At 35.2% G+C, this 17,189-nt stretch carries 13 protein-coding genes; all 13 read right to left on the reverse strand.

From position 1 onward, the window contains the following. Positions 1-42: 42 nt before the first annotated feature. The 13 genes from A9G08_RS08585 to ilvI all read right to left on the reverse strand — a co-directional run bounded on the left by A9G08_RS08585 (position 43) and on the right by ilvI (position 17,129). Positions 43-1,320 (reverse strand): hypothetical protein, encoded by a 1,278-nt coding sequence (locus tag A9G08_RS08585; RefSeq protein ID WP_065563297.1) that lies wholly within the window; start codon positions 1,318-1,320, stop codon positions 43-45. An 880-nt stretch (positions 1,321-2,200) separates the two neighbouring features. Continuing rightward, a complete protein-coding gene (locus A9G08_RS08590; RefSeq protein ID WP_065563298.1) occupies positions 2,201-3,103 on the reverse strand; it encodes a lysine exporter LysO family protein in 903 nt (300 codons plus the stop codon). 93 nt (positions 3,104-3,196) lie between these two features. Beyond that, complete coding sequence (locus tag A9G08_RS08595) at positions 3,197-4,123, reverse strand: VirK/YbjX family protein (protein ID WP_218058455.1); 927 nt, start codon at positions 4,121-4,123, stop codon at positions 3,197-3,199. Between the two features lie 224 nt (positions 4,124-4,347). Continuing rightward, entirely contained in the window at positions 4,348-5,649 is a 1,302-nt protein-coding gene (eno, locus tag A9G08_RS08600) for a phosphopyruvate hydratase (protein WP_065563300.1), read from the reverse strand. Positions 5,650-5,695: 46 nt separating this feature from the next. Beyond that, entirely contained in the window at positions 5,696-7,333 is a 1,638-nt protein-coding gene (gene pyrG, locus A9G08_RS08605) for a glutamine hydrolyzing CTP synthase (RefSeq protein WP_065563301.1), read from the reverse strand. A gap of 201 nt (positions 7,334-7,534) precedes the next feature. Continuing rightward, on the reverse strand, positions 7,535-9,178 hold the full coding sequence (locus tag A9G08_RS08610) for an IgaA/UmoB family intracellular growth attenuator (RefSeq protein ID WP_065563302.1): 1,644 nt from the start codon (positions 9,176-9,178) through the stop codon (positions 7,535-7,537). Positions 9,179-9,423: 245 nt separating this feature from the next. Beyond that, on the reverse strand, positions 9,424-10,101 hold the full coding sequence (locus A9G08_RS08615) for an IgaA/UmoB family intracellular growth attenuator (protein ID WP_065563303.1): 678 nt from the start codon (positions 10,099-10,101) through the stop codon (positions 9,424-9,426). A 79-nt stretch (positions 10,102-10,180) separates the two neighbouring features. Further along, a complete protein-coding gene (locus A9G08_RS08620; RefSeq protein WP_065563337.1) occupies positions 10,181-10,873 on the reverse strand; it encodes a Crp/Fnr family transcriptional regulator in 693 nt (230 codons plus the stop codon). Between the two features lie 150 nt (positions 10,874-11,023). After that, on the reverse strand, positions 11,024-12,196 hold the full coding sequence (gene tsgA / locus A9G08_RS08625; protein ID WP_065563304.1) for an MFS transporter TsgA: 1,173 nt from the start codon (positions 12,194-12,196) through the stop codon (positions 11,024-11,026). 25 nt (positions 12,197-12,221) lie between these two features. After that, the gene (gene deoD, locus A9G08_RS08630) at positions 12,222-12,929 is read right to left on the reverse strand and encodes a purine-nucleoside phosphorylase (protein ID WP_065563305.1); all 708 of its coding nucleotides are present in this window, start codon (positions 12,927-12,929) and stop codon (positions 12,222-12,224) included. A 228-nt stretch (positions 12,930-13,157) separates the two neighbouring features. Beyond that, complete coding sequence (locus A9G08_RS08635) at positions 13,158-14,849, reverse strand: IgaA/UmoB family intracellular growth attenuator (RefSeq protein ID WP_065563306.1); 1,692 nt, start codon at positions 14,847-14,849, stop codon at positions 13,158-13,160. A 64-nt stretch (positions 14,850-14,913) separates the two neighbouring features. After that, on the reverse strand, positions 14,914-15,411 hold the full coding sequence (gene ilvN, locus A9G08_RS08640) for an acetolactate synthase small subunit (protein ID WP_065563307.1): 498 nt from the start codon (positions 15,409-15,411) through the stop codon (positions 14,914-14,916). Further along, on the reverse strand, positions 15,411-17,129 hold the full coding sequence (ilvI, locus tag A9G08_RS08645; RefSeq protein ID WP_065563308.1) for an acetolactate synthase 3 large subunit: 1,719 nt from the start codon (positions 17,127-17,129) through the stop codon (positions 15,411-15,413). Before ilvI ends, ilvN begins: the two co-directional genes overlap by 1 nt. Positions 17,130-17,189: the final 60 nt, after the last annotated feature.

The following is a 17,189-nucleotide window of genomic DNA, read 5'->3' on the forward strand; positions in this document are numbered from 1 at the left end:
CTCCCACCCCCGCCCTAAGGATTAAGGACGAAGAAATAAGAACTAAGGATAGGCGCAAAGCACGGAGTAGTTGAAGGTGTTGAGGTAATAACCCACCATCCCGTTGTTTGAACTCACAACAAACCGGGTTCTACCACTAATAGCAGGATTATCCGTGTCACGAGTCCAGTAATAAAAGCCGGTGAAGCCAACGTTAAAGTAATTGGCCATACGCCCCCACTCCGTAAAAAAACCCGAACCTATATAACGCATGTACTGATTACCAGGTGAACGAGGAGTGGCACCAGAGATAGCAAGATATTCTGTACGAACTGCATTGGTTAAATCCTTTACGCGCGGCATTCGATAACCAATAATACCACACCAATGTGAGCTAGGAAGGAAATCACCATACCAAGAACCACGGTTGACGAACCACTGCTTCAAAGTAAAACCATATTTAACAACTGGATTACCTTGACTATCTCGACCGACCAACTCGAAGGTCTGAGGCAAAGTAGGTTTAGAAACAGGACGAGGACTGGATGAACTATGCTGGGATGTGGTAGCGTAAGGACCCGTTAAAGTAACGCGTACGCTTGTAGCTGTAGGATTAGACATTGTAACGGTGATACCACCCTGAGAAACAGAAGACCAAGACAATGGCTGACTACTACCACTAATGAGTAAATCAAAGTACAATCCATTAGCGCCAGTAGTAGGAAAGTTTTTACCGTAACTTAACGGGTCAGATGACTGAGTGCGAAAACCCTTAGCAGGCTCCCACACAGCATATCGACCTGACAAATCAGGTCTGGCAAAACAAACCACCGGCGCTGCCTTAGGATTGACGTAATAAATCACACTATGGGCATTGAAAGTACTACGATTAGGAAAACCGTAACGAGTAGATAATGTACCGCTAGTACTGGATAACGTAACCTTATAAGGTGCCTTACAAATTGTTGGAACGGTACTACGTGATACAGATTCATTGTTTTTATCGACGATAGATAAACTTAAAGAACCTGTAGCAGTAACGTTAGCATCACCATCATCATCCCCCCAATAATTATTAGGAGGACCGATAAGAGAACTCAAAGCGACTGAATTAGTATTAGTAGGAACAAACATACGAATATCAGCAAAACTCTGACCCGCAGCCGGCAAGACGATTGGTGCTGAAGAAGATGAAGTATTGGTTGAAGGTGTATATTTAGTTCCATTAGATAGCGTAATCCCAAGCAGACCGTTAGCATCAACCGCACGAGTACGACCACCGTCGAAAGTCAGATAAGGTGCACTACCCTGTATCGCATTCCTAGTTGTCTGTGATGTCAATGCGTGACTCGAAAAAGGAAGAAAAAAAGCCACGAAAAAAACAATCTGCCAGGATAATTTGGGAAAGGATCGAATAAAGGATCGCGCGAAAATTCGCAGAATTTCACTTGATTGAGTAGAAAAATAAGATTCAGAAAAAAATTTAAGCTGGGTAGTGAACTTAGACGAATTTAAAAGATAGGTTTGGCAGGTTGGCTGTTGGCTGTTGGCTGTTGAAAATTATATTGCATTTTAGACTATCCTGTCAAGTAATTTTTTGATTAATTTAAAATTTTATACTTTTCTGTCAAATTTTAGCCTATTAGCTAAAACCGTGTAAAAAGTATAGTGATTGGAAAAACACGATGCAACACTTTTTTTCGCTCATTTACGTTAACTTTTGTAAATAAGATCTAAAAAGGATCTAAGTTATAATTGGTTATCTATTGTTTTAATTGAATATATCGCAATTGCAAATCTTTAAAATTAGAGCGATTGATCCTCAAAAATTTTATTTTTGGGCTTTGAATTAGAAATTCAGTGATTTTGATATTTGAATAATTTTTTAAGTGAAATTTAAAGCCTCAAAAACCCCGCTCCTCAACTTTTTAAGAAACGGGATATTATCTGCACTGAATAAAGTGACTAGTGTTGATTGATTCGAAAATTATATTTTATTAACTGCCTACACGGCATAAACCTAGAACAAGACATACTATAATCGTTGATTGCAAAAAGGCAAAGGGCATTTGGAGTTTTAAAAACCCTTTTTTTTCAATATTTTTTTAAAATTATGATTTTTAATTATTTTATTTTTTGATTAAAAAAAGGGTTATAAAAATACTATTTTTTAGGGCTTAGAAAACCCCGCTCCTCAACTTTTTTACTCTAATATCGATTTTTAACCATAATTAAACAAGGTCATAAAAATCGGCATGATTAAGGTTAATAGAAAGCCTTGGACGATTGCGGGTGGTACGATGCTGATTCCCGCGCCTTTTTGTAGCATAGGTAGCGTAAAGTCCATCGATGTAGCACCACATAAACCTAACGCTGTGAATTTGTATCGTTTGATTAGGGTTGGGATTAGGATAATGGCGCATAATTCGCGTAGGATGTCATTTAGGAAAGCGGCACTGCCTATAATTGGGCCATGAGCTTCGGTCATGAGTATTCCTGATAGTGAATACCAGCCAAAGCCTGATGACATTGCCAGCCCTACTCGTACAGGTTGTGACAGTATGAGTGCTGCAATAATCCCGCCTAAGAAGGTACTTAGTACCACAATAATAGTGGTAACTATACCGACTTTGTTGAGTAGGATCTGTTTTAGTGAGATGTTGTTACTTCGTAATTGTATACCAATAAGTAGCAGTAAAAAGACGAGTACCACTTTGGTGATGTCTTCACTATATTGCCAAATAAAGAGTGGAAAGAGTCCGGCAATAAAGCCGGCGATTAGCGCAATGCACACTCGCAGTGATTCTAAGATCATTTTGAATCGTGATTCATAATTTTGTTTACTATGGGTGGTGCGCCACGGTAAAAATAGGTCAATTAGCGCTAAAAAGATGAAATTGCCACCAAAGGTACAAACAAAAATGATCGCGGTGTAAAATAGGATAACTTTTATGTTAGAAGCTAGATTATCTAAATGAGCCAACTCGGTTCCCATGATAAATAAAATAAAATAGACCATCCAACTTAAGATTAGGTTTATTTTGGTGATCCATTTTTGCTCTTTGAATTTAATCAAATAACCTAGACATAACGGCACTAAAGCAATAAGAATACCAAAATACATGTTTTATTCCTTTATTTTCATTTTTAAAAGTCGAATTTTTTATATCGCTTGCTAATTTAAACAAGCGATTTTTTTTGTCGTTAATCCATACTATTATGTTAATGCTGCTAATTGAGTTTCAATTTTATTTTGCAGTTCATCTAATAATGCATAACGATTGCGATACTCAGAACGTTTTTTACTGGCAATATCTTCAATGGCTTTTCGGTTGATTTGGGTGGGTAAAATAAATAACGATCTTTCGTCTTGTTTACCGTCAATAGTTAACCAAAAATCATCATAATCAGATAAGATTCTTTCTTGTCGGCTGTTGTAGCGCCAGTTGTTGTAAACATGGGTTTTATTGCCCACAGCAATAATTTGTTCAAGCTGGAAATAACGAGCAATAATTAATGCGGCTTCCACCACAACACGTTTAGGAAATAGTCCATAACACTGTTTTGTTGCTTGCTGAACTCTGGTGCGAGCGTCTTGATGCCCCGTTCCTTGTAATCCTGCTATAAACAGTGTTGGTTTTTGTTGGTATTGGTTAATGGTGAAGGTTAACGTGGCTAAATCAATGCCATCATTGTCATAAAAATATAAGCTTAGCTCACCTTCACGAGCAAACTTGTTACGTGCTTGGATGGCGATTTTTATGTTAGCTTCGTTCTTAGCCACAACACTTGCTAGTTCAAATGATGAATCTGGATTGTAAAAAGCTTTAGTCATGCTATCAGGATGATTTGCTAAAAAGTCATAATGATAGGCTAAGGCTTCATAGCGCTCTTGTTGACTTAAACAAGATGCTAAATAAGGTCGTTGTAATTTACAGGGTAAATTGGTTTGGCATGATAGATAGTATCCAAGTAATGGGTATTGTCTTAATTTATCTAGTAATTTAAGCGTTATTGGGCTTAAAAATAGGGTCCTGAAAAAAAATTTATAACGATAAGTCGGTTTAAGCCATAGTTCATTAAGCGGTAGTTTACCTGTACAAAGCCAGTTAAAAAGTTGCCATTTACTTTTAGGCTGGGACATATTCGTAATATTATTCATAAGCAGAAAAATGTGTTCGTAAGTTTGTAAGAAAATTATATGTGGCTAAATTATTAAATATCAATTTAATATTAACGTTAAATTTAAATGTTTTAAGTAAGCTGATAAGAGTACAACACAACCTTAGTCAACGCAACCCTTGCGGTGTGATGAATAAAAAAACGGTGAACTGTGTCACCGTTTTTATGATCGTTTAAAAAAACGAATTATTGACCTTTAACTTCTTTTAAACCGTTGAATGGTGCTTTTGAACCAAGCGCTTCTTCAATACGGATTAATTGGTTGTATTTAGCAACACGGTCAGAACGGCTCATAGAACCAGTTTTGATTTGACCAGCAGCTAAACCAACAGCTAAATCAGCAATTGTTGAATCTTCAGTTTCACCACTACGGTGTGAAATTACTGCTGTATAACCAGCATCTTTCGCCATTTTAACTGCTGCGATAGATTCAGTTAATGTACCGATTTGGTTAACTTTAACTAGGATTGAGTTAGCGATGCCTTTTTCAATACCTTGTTTGAAGATTTTGGTGTTAGTTACAAATAGATCGTCACCAACTAATTGGATTTTGTGACCTAATGCTTTAGTTTGGTATGCCCAACCTTCCCAATCGCTTTCATCTAAACCATCTTCGATTGATACGATTGGATACTCATTAGTTAAACCTTCTAAATAGTGAGTAAATTCTTCAGCAGTGAATTCTTTGTTTCCTTCACCTTTTAATACGTATTTACCAGTTTCTTTGTTGTAGAATTCAGATGCAGCACAGTCCATCGCTAAAGTGATGTCTTTACCTAGTACATAACCTGCTTTTTCTACAGCTTCTTTGATACATGCTAATGCTTCAGCGTTTGAACCTAAGTTAGGCGCAAAACCACCTTCGTCACCAACAGCAGTATTCATGCCTTTAGCGTGAAGTACTTTTGCTAAGTTGTGGAATACTTCAGAACCCATACGGATTGCTTCACGAACTGTTTTAGCACCAACTGGTTGAATCATGAATTCTTGAAGGTCGATGTTGTTATCAGCGTGTTCACCACCGTTGATGATGTTCATCATTGGTAATGGCATAGAGTATTGACCTGGAGTACCATTTAGGTCAGCGATGTGTTGATAAAGTGGTACACCTTTCGCTGCTGCTGCAGCTTTAGCTGTTGCTAAAGATACTGCTAGGATTGAGTTAGCACCTAAGTTAGATTTGAAATCAGTACCGTCTAAATCAAGCATGATTTGGTCGATTGCAGCTTGATCTAACGCATCTTTACCAATAACTGCTTTAGCGATTGGTCCATTTACGTTTTCAACAGCTTTAAGTACGCCTTTACCTAAAAAGCGAGATTTGTCACCATCGCGAAGTTCTAACGCTTCACGTGAACCTGTTGATGCACCAGATGGAACGATTGCAAGACCAACGAAACCACCTTCTAAATGAACTTCAGCTTCAACAGTTGGGTTACCACGAGAGTCGATGACTTCACGACCATGTACTTTAACGATTTTTGCCATGTTATTTTCCTCTATATGACAGATATATACCTAATGTAAACATAAATTATTTTTGCTGCTGATCTTGATAATCTTTGGCAGCTTTAACAAAACTACTAAATAATGGATGTCCATCACGTGGAGTTGATGTAAATTCTGGATGGAACTGACATGCAACAAACCAAGGATGGTCTGGAATTTCAATAATTTCCACTAATTTTTTATCAGTTGATAACCCTGTCACTTTTAAGCCAGCCTTGACAACTTCTGGTAATAAGTTGTTATTGACTTCGTAACGGTGACGGTGACGTTCGGTTATCGACTCTTTTTTATACATTTGAGCGACTAATGAATTTGGCTCTAAATGACAGATTTGCGAACCTAAACGCATGGTGCCACCTAAGTCGCTATTTTCATTACGTTGAACCACATTACCAGACTCATCACTCCATTCAGTGATTAATCCAATAACAGGACTTGCACAATCTTTTACAAACTCTGTAGAGTTGGCATCTTTAATACCCGCTACATTACGTGCATACTCTATCATAGCAACTTGCATTCCGAGGCAAATTCCTAAATAAGGTATTTTGTTTTCACGTGCATAGCGCGCAGCAATAATTTTACCTTCAACGCCACGATAACCAAATCCACCCGGTATTAAAATCGCATCTAAGCCTGCAAGTAAATCGGTACCGCGTGATTCGAGGTCTTCTGAATCAATATAACGAATATGAACAGTTAAACGGTTTTTTAATCCACCGTGTTTTAACGCTTCATTTACTGATTTATATGCATCAGGTAATTCGATGTATTTACCTACCATGCCAATTGTGACTTCACCTACTGGATTCGCTTCTTCATAGATGACTTGTTCCCATTCAGAAAGATCGGCTTCCTTACATTCAAGATGGAAACGATTGCACACGTAGGTATCTAAATTTTGTGATTTCAATAATGCTGGAATTTTATAAATCGAATCAACATCTTTAAGTGAAATCACTGCTCGTTCAGGCACATTACAAAATAGTGCAATTTTAGCTCTTTCGTTAGCCGGAATTGCGCGATCTGAACGGCAAATTAGTATGTCAGGTTGAATACCAATTGATAATAACTCTTTAACTGAGTGTTGGGTCGGTTTGGTTTTAACTTCACCTGATGATGCAAGATAAGGCACTAATGTTAAGTGCATAAATAAGGTATGTTCACGACCAACATCAACCGCTAATTGGCGAATTGCTTCTAAGAATGGTAGTGATTCGATATCCCCCACTGTGCCACCCACTTCAACGATAGCGACATCATAACCTTTGGCACCATCAATAACACGATCTTTAATCGCATTGGTAATATGAGGGATAACTTGGACTGTCGCGCCTAAATAGTCTCCACGACGCTCTTTTCGTAAAACGTCAGAATAAATACGTCCAGTTGTAAAATTGTTTTTTCGGCTCATTTTGGTGCGAATAAAACGCTCATAATGACCCAAATCGAGATCGGTTTCGGCACCGTCTTCAGTCACAAAAACTTCACCATGTTGAATTGGGCTCATTGTTCCCGGATCGACGTTGATGTAGGGATCGAGTTTTAGCATGGTGACTTTTAAATTGCGGGCTTCTAAAATTGCAGCTAATGAGGCTGCGGCAATGCCTTTACCTAAAGAAGAAACGACACCGCCTGTAACAAAAATATAATTCGTGACCATTAATACCAGACCATTATTAATTTAATTGAACAATATCACATTAGTTTAAATGATAAAACCCATGCAATATATGATGAATCAGACGGGAAATTAGTATAACAGAATATGGTTTCTCTCACAATTGAATAATTGAGTTTAATTACTTAGTTTGTTTACTAACTTGGTGTCTATTATTTAATTACTGCTATTAACCCCGAACAGTTAATCGTTATATTCAAGAATTTTATCTTGATAATGACTAATAATTTTTTCGAGCCTAAATTGGTTGGCGGCTTTTTTCCATATATAAATAATAGTATTAATTAAGGCGATGAAGATAACAAACAGAAAGACAAAATTGTTGATCAAAATTGGCGATGAAAATAACTGATTTTTATAGATATCATTTCCATAATCAGTTGAAAGTGTTAGTTTCGAAATTTCTCCATTATGATAGTTTTCTTTGCTAACTTGATCCGTAATTTTGCTACTATTACCTGATGAAATACCCTTTATTTTATCACATTGAAGGTGTTGAGATTTGATATCTTGCGTATTTTGAATATCACATAAAATACGAGATAGATCCAAATTAACTCGATCCAAAGAGTGGATGGCGGATTGCTTCAAACTTACTTTATCATCAATAATCCAAGTAGTATCTGGCGCGGTTAATTGCTGATACGTAAAATCAAATTTTTCACCCGCATGAGTAAAAAAGAAAATTAAGATAGCCAATATAAATCCCGTAATGGCTAATATAATATTATGATGAACAAATTTGGGGGCACCATAATTTTTTACTTCTTCGCTAATCGATAAATATTCACCACAACTAAGCAATTGTTTAGTTTTAAGTTCGACATGCATATCAATCGGTATATCGGTGTTATTGGGGAGAAACATTTTCCAGTATGCAGGATAGTAAACATCAATGTTCGAATCGATAAAAAATCGGCAATAGCTAGGCTTGTTAAGCCTTATTTCAGCTTTGATATGATTAACATATTCGGTCGGCAATTCTCGTTTTATACGCGATGCTATTAGGGAAAAAATAAAACAGATGATTGAAAAAATAACCAAGGCAATCGACTGAAAATGTTCTAAAGCTAATAAAAATATTACGCCTAAAACAAAAAAAACTGTCATTAATTTGCCAGAATTGCTTCGATCTTGAAGCGCGGTTTCAAATTGATTTTTTTCTCGTTTGCTAAGAATTTCAAAAGGCGTTTTTTTTTCAGATGTCTCTGTTACTAGTTGTGTTAAGGTCTCATTAGATCTTTCTATACTATTCATACGAATAGGTTTAATTTTTCCCGTCTGCCAAAAATCATTGAGTTGTTCCTGTTTACGAGATGGCAGTTTTAAACTAGCTTGCAATAAATCATAACTGTTTATTTTAACAACGATTGCATAACTATTAGTAAAGACAATTTCAACCGTATTGAGAATTTTAGTCTTGGTGATAAATTCCCCTTGATATCGAGCTTCAAAGCCCATAATACCGATATCCATATTATAAGGAAAAAATAACTGAATATTACCTATCTTGTAATAATATTCATAACTGATTTCATCAGTAAATTCTTTTTCAATATAACCTTTAATTGTCGTAACATCAGAATTAATTAGTGAGCTTTCCCATTGATAAGGCGGCGTAATTTTTTCTTTATCATCAAGATAAGGCTGAAGAAAAGTAGCTTCTTCTTCAGTTAGTTGTCGAGTTGCATTTTCACGGATAAAGGTTTCTTTTTTAGTGGGCCTTTTTTTATTTAAATCTTTCTTTACTTGTCGTATCAAGATGATTGAACAAACCATCACGAATACGAAAAAAATAGTGGCTAAAGTGGCTAAAATAGTTAACATAATTTTAAGATCTTTTTATTTAAACTTTATATTAAAACGGTTTATTCAAGATTAATGATAGTACCTAATCTATTTTCATAATATTTTTTAATTTCTTTAATTCGGTGTTGATTAACTTTTTTTATTAACTCTTTTAACACCGTTAATCATCGTGGTTAATGACATGACAATATCAATAAAAAATTGCTAATAGCAAATGGTAAATAATTTCTAAATTTGCTTCGAATTGTGGCTTCCAATGGTGTTTATTCTCGTTGGTAAAGTTTTTTATTAATTAAATCGTCTGAATTTACCTCATCGAGGTTTTTCAAATCATTTTTTTGATCAATTTGCGTGTAATCGCGCTCACCATCATAAATAGTGAGTGACTCAATATCAAAAGCATCTATATTATCGTTGCGTTTTTCATAAAATTTGTCAGCATGCTCTTTTAAATGCCCAAAATCTTTAAATTCATATTCCTCGTTTGGATCATAGTTTTCTTGTGCTGTCTTAATATCGTGATCATTAATGTTAACGACAATCCCATACCGTTTGGTAAATACAATTTCTATAATATTAAATTGATCAATATGCTTATCCATATTATATGGAAAGAACAGCTCTATATCGTCTATTTCATAATAATAGTCAATTTCATCAGTATTTTTGTTAAGACTATGACGACAACAAATCCCTTGAAGTTGTGATACTTTGTTATCAACTAGTGAGGATTGAAATTTATAGGGATAAACCGCCATTTTACTGGTTAAAAACGGTTGTAATAGGTCTAGCTCTTCATCCGTTAGATCTCTTATTGGTTCACGTAGGCTTAAGTGGTCGTTTAAATTATCCATATTTATACTGCGCTCGCCTTTAAAAAGAATAAAGCTAACCATTCCAAAAATTAAAATGCCAATTTTTACAAGCGTAAACCAATCCATAGTAATTCCTTAATCCAATAATTCTTTTATTGACAAACAGCGTTTTTAAAAGCGACTTTATTTTTAATCTATTCCTACTCTATTTAGCGAATTTTCCTTTGAATTCGATAAAATCTTTTAAATTATCAATATCCTTAATTTCCAATTTACCAGCAACTTTATGAATAATATCTAAATGAATTAATTCATTAACGGCCCGACGATAGACACGATCGGTAGTGCCAAAACGTTCTGCTTCTAAGTAGTTTTTTTGAAAATTATTAACGGGATGAATATTTAGATGATGCTGATATATATCATAAGCAATGTTATAACAAATTGAATATAAAGTTCTTTTTAAGAAGATATCTAATGTTTCTTGATAATCAAAAGCAATAGCACTAGCAAAAAACAGTGCTAATTTAGGATATTTGAGTAATGATTGATATAATTTATCAATGCTGACGATAGCGACAGTTAGGGCTTCTTCGGCAATGATATCAAATTGACATAAATAGTCGGTAAAAAACTCCATTTCACCAAATATATGCTCATCACAATCTACTGTACCAAGATGGAATCGACGACCATTATTAGCCTGATAGCGTATCGAAATCGTACCATTATAAACAACAACTAAATTATCGACTTTACATCCTTGATGAAAAAGCGTGGTTTTTTCATCGACAATTTTCTTTTCTACAATGCATTGTTCTATAATTGATTCGAGTAATTTATTGTTTTCCTGCCAATAACGGCTAAATCGACCTTTATTTAAAGATTTTAATTGCATATCACCGAAGTTTTTAACCACAAAATATATACCCCATCAGAATCGATAACATATTGATAGTTAATTATCTATCGCGTTATCTCATTCTGAAGAGGCATCATTATAGTCAACCATTGTAATAAAAGCGATATCCTAAGTTAATTTCATTGATTACTTTTTTAGAGCTCTTTTCTTTAAGAACATTGATATAGCCAACATAACGATAATAACGGCATAATATATTGGTATGGTATTCATAATAACTTGAATGTCTAAATAGTTATGCAGTATTGAGCTAATAGCTGGGCTAAACATCGCCCCTGCACTGCCACTGATTAAAATAAATGAAACATTTTTGCTTGATGCATTTTTTACAAAGGTTACACCATAAGCGACAAAGGCATTATATAAAGCAGAGCAGACGAATCCATATCCATAAGTTAAGTAGCCAATGCGATCAAGGCTATCGTTATCACTGTATTCGGTGTTGACGATCATCAATGTCATAATAAAAGCTAATAAAATAATTGAGATAAAAAAGTGTTCAATTTTAACTCGCGTCACGATCACCGTTGAAACTAATGCCCCAATTAAAGCTGCTGCCCAATATTGGGTAATAATATTGCCAGCCAATTCAAACGATATAGAAAATTTTTGGCTAACAAATAACGGGGCCCACGTTAAGAAGGTATATAATGCTAACATTGCCAAAAATAATCCAATACCAGCAGATAATATCCCAAAATTCCACTCTGATGGCTGAGACTGTTTGATTGTTGGATGACTAATTAAATCGAAATTAGTCAATATAATGATAAATAACATTAAGACTGTTACCAGCCCAACCATTAAATAGCTACTTGCCCAAGATAAGTCATGAGTTAAAGCGTAGGTAGTAATCAGTGGGAAGATGACACCAGCAATGTTAAATGTCGCATCTTGTACGACTAACATTGTACTTTGGATCTTATCTTGCCAAGTTGATACCACAATTGTCCCCGCAATGCAGAGCCCTATACCACCGCACAAACCAATTAAAGTCATACAAACTTGAAGTATCAAAAGCGAGTTTGTGATATATAAAATAAGCGAACTGGCAATTATAATCGAATAACTAAGCAAGGTGATGCGTTTAATCCCAATAATATCGATTAAAAAGAATGCCAAAATAGTGCCTATTAACGCCCCACCATTTAATAAAGAAAAAATGAATGCGACACTGTTTACATCTGCATTAAAACTCTGTGCTATGGGTTCTATTAGCATACCAAACTGACTGGCAAAGCCAGCCATAATAAAATTAGCTAAAAAACTAATAAGTGTGAGCGATAATTTATTTTTCATATTTCCATCCGAGAAACGCAATAAATTAAGAGTTAACAGCCACGTTTAAAGCAAGTTTGATCATATTATTAAATGTCATTTGCCTCTCTTCCGCAGTTGTTTCTTCACCAGTTAAGCAGTGGTCTGAAACGGTTAAAATCGCTAACGATTCGACATTGAATTGTTGAGCAATTCCATATAGACCAGCCACTTCCATATCGATACCTAACACCCCTGATTTTTCGAGTGTACTTATTAATGTTTCGTCAGGATCATAATAAAGATCACCGCTAAATACATTCCCTACTTTAACCGGTAAATTCATGTTATTAGCCATTTCATAAGCTCGATGTAATAAGGAAAATGTCGCTGATGTAGCAATGTTATAACCATTTGCTCTTTTTTGATTTGTCATCGAATCGGTTCCTGCTGCTACAGCTAAAATCACATCACGCATTTTAACGCTTTGCTGTGTGGCACCTAAAGAACCTACTCGAATAATCCGTTTAACATTAAAGTCATTAATTAGTTCATGTGCATAAAGGGTTATTGATGGAATTCCCATTCCGTGCCCCATTACTGACACGGCTTTTCCTTGATATAAACCAGTATATCCAAGCATATTACGTACATTACAAACCTCTTTGGCGTCGGTTAAGTAATTTTCTGCAATAAATTTCGCCCGTAAAGGATCACCTGGCATGATAACGGTTTGTGCAAAGTCGTTGGGATTAGCATTAATATGTGCGGTCATAATATTTCCTGAATAATTAGTGATTTGAATTAATTATAATAAGGAAATTTTTCAGTTAACTAGGACATAAGTCCGAAGCCAATGTTCTATGCCACATTTTTAGAAATTAATTTGGAAATAATTGACTATTGATAAAAAAAGTGCTTAATGTGCCGTTAGATTTAAATTTTCTCGTCTTTAATCTGCCAATTTTTTTATTAAAAAATCTCAATAATGGTAAAAATCAACTTAAAGTAGACGATAAGTATAGATATTTTTAATTTTAAAGTTACGAATTCGATTCACAATGGGTTTCAATAACAACATAATACCGTTAAAAACGGTGGCTGAAGCGAAAAGCAAAAATAACAGCAGGTTTACACAAATTGGTAATAGATTTTCACTTATATCTTTTTGGTATAACTCTTGCGTATTTATGGTTAATGTTGAAATGGTATGATTAGCGTCATAATCAACATTCGAAACGAATCCCGACACCGTGACATGATCAGCATGAACGATAGATTGTAGATCTTCACTCTCACCCGATTGAGAAGTTGTATTTTCTTTTAAACCATGTAGAAGAAAATAGCTTGAGGAACTGGCTAAATGAAAAGAGGTATCGGCACTTTGAATTAATGCTTCAATACATCTATCGGCTTTATTTTTAACAGGTACTTCACATGACACATCTAAAAAATTTAATTTCACTACATCACCCGACTTGATGTCGCTAGTAACTAATTTTGATGGATCATCAAAAAACCAAATTTTAGAATCGTGATTGTATTGATGATAAGCAAATAAGAAATTGTCACTCACCTTTGCTTGATTATTGATAGCATAAAGGTAGAACATGCCAGCTAAAAAAAGCCATAGATTACGTCCCCAAAATTTTGGTGGCCCAAATTGTTCAACCTCTTTATTAACCGACATATCGTAGCCATAACGGACAATTTTTTTACTCTCAACATCAACATCTAAATCAACATCAAAAGCGCTATTTTCAGGGATAAATGATTGCCAATTTTTGGGATACTTTAATTTCAAACCATGGCCAATTATAATCTCATTAGATTTAACAATTTTTTTATCTATTTTTCCTTTTATTTGATTAATAAATTGTACTTTAGCTTTATTTTTTGGTTTACGAAAATAAAAGTAAATAGCAACCAGCAAATTCACTGCAAACCAAAACAGATCGTTTAATTCTTTTGTGTCCCAAAAACGATTAAAATAGCTTACGACAAAAGAACAAAAAAATACCGTGAGGATTCCTTTATTTAATTTGTTACGGGAAGCTGATTCTTGAGATGTTTCTTTTCGAACTGATAAAATTTCGTAACCCAATTTTTTACTGAGTTTAGCGTTTGGCCTTACTGTATAAATAGCATTTTCATCGAAGTTTTCGTCTTTGGAGTATTTTGAAATGCCGCTCTGCCAATATACCGAACTCTGTTTATCATTTTTTTCATCAACCAAATAGGCCGCATATAATGCTGAACCTATTTGGTGATCATTGACCTTAACAGCAATAGCGAAATTTTGCGTAAGCGCAATTTCAACTTCGTTATAATCAGTAAGGTAACGATCCATATTGAAAGGAAATACAACATCAATATTTTGGATTTTATAGGAACAAGTGTTTTCGGTATGCGAAAATTTAGTTTGTTTGACACAACTACCGGATATTAACATCACTTCTCGAGAAACTAATGATGACTTTTTTTTCCCAGAAGATTGGTTCATCGATAAATAGGTTTCTAAACCATCTCTTTCCTGTTTAGTTAACATTCTAAAAGGTTTGAGGTCAGTAAAACTACCGGCTATTAGCTTATTTTTATATTTATTTATTCTAAATTTTTTTATTGGATAAGAAATAATAGAATAAATAAATGAAATAATTAATTGAATTATCGTCAAAAAAACAATAAATGGCATTAAAACTTATTCCTTATAAGTCTTATTTTATAATAAAGTAAAAATTTAACTTTTAATTATAAAATTAATGATTGACTGTTTTTTCACTCCGGGATAGACCGATAATTCCAGAACGCACAATTTCAACAATATTACACGTTTCACGAATTGAGGCTAAAAACGAGTCTAACTTTTCGCTCGTTCCTGATAACTGTACAATATAATGAGTAGCAGTTACATCGACTATCGAGCCTCGAAAAATATCAGCACAGCGTTTTACTTCATCACGCGCATCAGAACCTTTCGCCGCCACTTTAACCAGCATGATTTCACGCTCAACGTGAGGACCTTCGGTTAAATCATTCACCCGATAAACATTGACCAGCTTATGCAGTTGTTTTTGGATCTGCTCAATTACATGCTCATCCCCCGTTGTTTGAATCGTCATACGACTCATGGTTGGATCTTCGGTTTGTGCAGTAGTAATCGATTCAATGTTGAATCCACGTTGTGAAAATAAACCAATGATTCGTGACAAAGCACCCGGTTCGTTTTCTGTTAAAATTGATAGTATATAACGCATTAGGTTCTCTCCGTTTTACTTAGCCACATTTCATTCATTGCTCCACCACGAATTTGCATTGGATAAACATGTTCCGTAGCATCCGTCATGACATCAATAAAGACTAAACGATTTTTTATCGAAAGCGCTTCTTTCAGTTTCGGTTCCAGATCTTCACTTTTATCAATCCTCATACCTACATGACCATAAGCTTCGGCAATTTTTGCAAAATCGGGGAGTGACTCCATATAAGATGAAGAGTGACGACCTGCATAAATCATATCTTGCCACTGTTTAACCATCCCTAAAAAGCGATTGTTAAGATTTAATACAATCACTGGCAAACCATATTGCAATGCGGTTGACAGCTCTTGAATATTCATCTGAATACTTCCATCACCAGTCACACAAACTACATGCTTTTTAGGAAACGCAAGTTTAACACCTAATGCCGCTGGCAAACCAAATCCCATAGTACCCAGTCCACCAGAAGTAATAAAGTGACGCGGTTTGTCAAATGGGTAATAAAGCGCCGTAAACATTTGATGTTGACCTACATCGGTAGCAATATATGCGTCACCTTTGGTTAATTTATATAAAACTTCAATGGCTTCTTGTGGTTTAATGCTTTTACCTTTGTGGCTGTATGCTAAACATTTGCGCGCACGCCAATGGTCAATTTGCTTCCACCAATCGATTAGCGCATCTAAATCACGATCAACATTAATTTCATTGAGTTGAGTTAACATTGTCTCAAGTACTTTTTTAGCATCGCCAACTACCGGAATTGCAGCGGATACTGTTTTAGATATTGACGTTGGATCAATATCAATATGAATAATTTTTGCTTTGGGACAATATTTTTCAACATTATTAGTCGTTCTATCATCAAAGCGAGCACCGACAGCAAAAATCACATCGGCGTTATGCATGGCCATATTCGCTTCATAGACACCATGCATACCAATCATACCTAAATATTTTTTATCAGTTCCTGGAAAAGCACTAATTCCCATTAATGTTGAGGCAACAGGAAGATTTAATTTATCAGCTAAAGATTTAACCGCGTCGCTAGCATTGGCACTAATTACACCGCCACCAATATATAGAACAGGTTTTTTAGCTGATAATAATGTAGTTAATGCTTTTTTGATTTGTCCTTTATGCCCTTGAATGGTTGGATTGTAAGAGCGCATTGAGACTGATTGTGGATAGCTATAGTTATATTTATTTGCCGGATTAACAATATCTTTTGGCAAATCAATCACAACTGGACCTGGTCGGCCTGTTGAGGCAATATAAAATGCTTTTTTTATCGTTTCTGGAATATCTTTGCTATCTTTTATTAAAAAGCTATGTTTAACAATCGGGCGAGAGATCCCAACCATATCACACTCTTGGAAAGCATCATTACCAATTAAATTACTGGCGACTTGACCTGATAAGATAACTAAAGGCACAGAATCCATATAAGCAGTAGCAATACCGGTAATAGTATTCGTTGCGCCAGGACCAGAGGTAACCAAAACGACACCGACATCACCAGTTGATCTGGCATAACCATCAGCCATATGGACAGCAGCTTGTTCATGACGGACTAAAATATGCTCAATTCCACCTAGGGTATGAATGGCATCATAAATATCTAGAACACTGCCTCCTGGATAACCAAAAATTTGCTTAACTCCCTGATCAATCAAGGATTGAATGACCATTTCTGCGCCTGACAGTTTTGCCATGGTTGTTGCCTCCATTTATAACTAATTTGTCATTTTTTCCCCATTTTGCATGAACTAATA

Origin of the sequence: Gilliamella sp. wkB195 (assembly GCF_001690445.1) — a bacterium.
Lineage (GTDB): Bacteria > Pseudomonadota > Gammaproteobacteria > Enterobacterales > Orbaceae > Gilliamella > Gilliamella apicola_E.

Excerpts from the sequence above, each read along its gene's own strand:
- A9G08_RS08590 (WP_065563298.1), bottom strand. The coding sequence starts at position 3,103 with ATGTATTTTGGTATTCTTATTGCTTTAGTGCCGTTATGTCTAGGTTAT.
- A9G08_RS08595 (WP_218058455.1), bottom strand. The coding sequence starts at position 4,123 with ATGTCCCAGCCTAAAAGTAAATGGCAACTTTTTAACTGGCTTTGTACA.
- eno (WP_065563300.1), bottom strand. The coding sequence starts at position 5,649 with ATGGCAAAAATCGTTAAAGTACATGGTCGTGAAGTCATCGACTCTCGT.
- pyrG (WP_065563301.1), bottom strand. The coding sequence starts at position 7,333 with ATGGTCACGAATTATATTTTTGTTACAGGCGGTGTCGTTTCTTCTTTA.
- A9G08_RS08610 (WP_065563302.1), bottom strand. The coding sequence starts at position 9,178 with ATGTTAACTATTTTAGCCACTTTAGCCACTATTTTTTTCGTATTCGTG.
- A9G08_RS08615 (WP_065563303.1), bottom strand. The coding sequence starts at position 10,101 with ATGGATTGGTTTACGCTTGTAAAAATTGGCATTTTAATTTTTGGAATG.
- A9G08_RS08620 (WP_065563337.1), bottom strand. The coding sequence starts at position 10,873 with ATGCAATTAAAATCTTTAAATAAAGGTCGATTTAGCCGTTATTGGCAG.
- tsgA (WP_065563304.1), bottom strand. The coding sequence starts at position 12,196 with ATGAAAAATAAATTATCGCTCACACTTATTAGTTTTTTAGCTAATTTT.
- deoD (WP_065563305.1), bottom strand. The coding sequence starts at position 12,929 with ATGACCGCACATATTAATGCTAATCCCAACGACTTTGCACAAACCGTT.
- A9G08_RS08635 (WP_065563306.1), bottom strand. The coding sequence starts at position 14,849 with ATGCCATTTATTGTTTTTTTGACGATAATTCAATTAATTATTTCATTT.
- ilvN (WP_065563307.1), bottom strand. The coding sequence starts at position 15,411 with ATGCGTTATATACTATCAATTTTAACAGAAAACGAACCGGGTGCTTTG.
- ilvI (WP_065563308.1), bottom strand. The coding sequence starts at position 17,129 with ATGGCAAAACTGTCAGGCGCAGAAATGGTCATTCAATCCTTGATTGAT.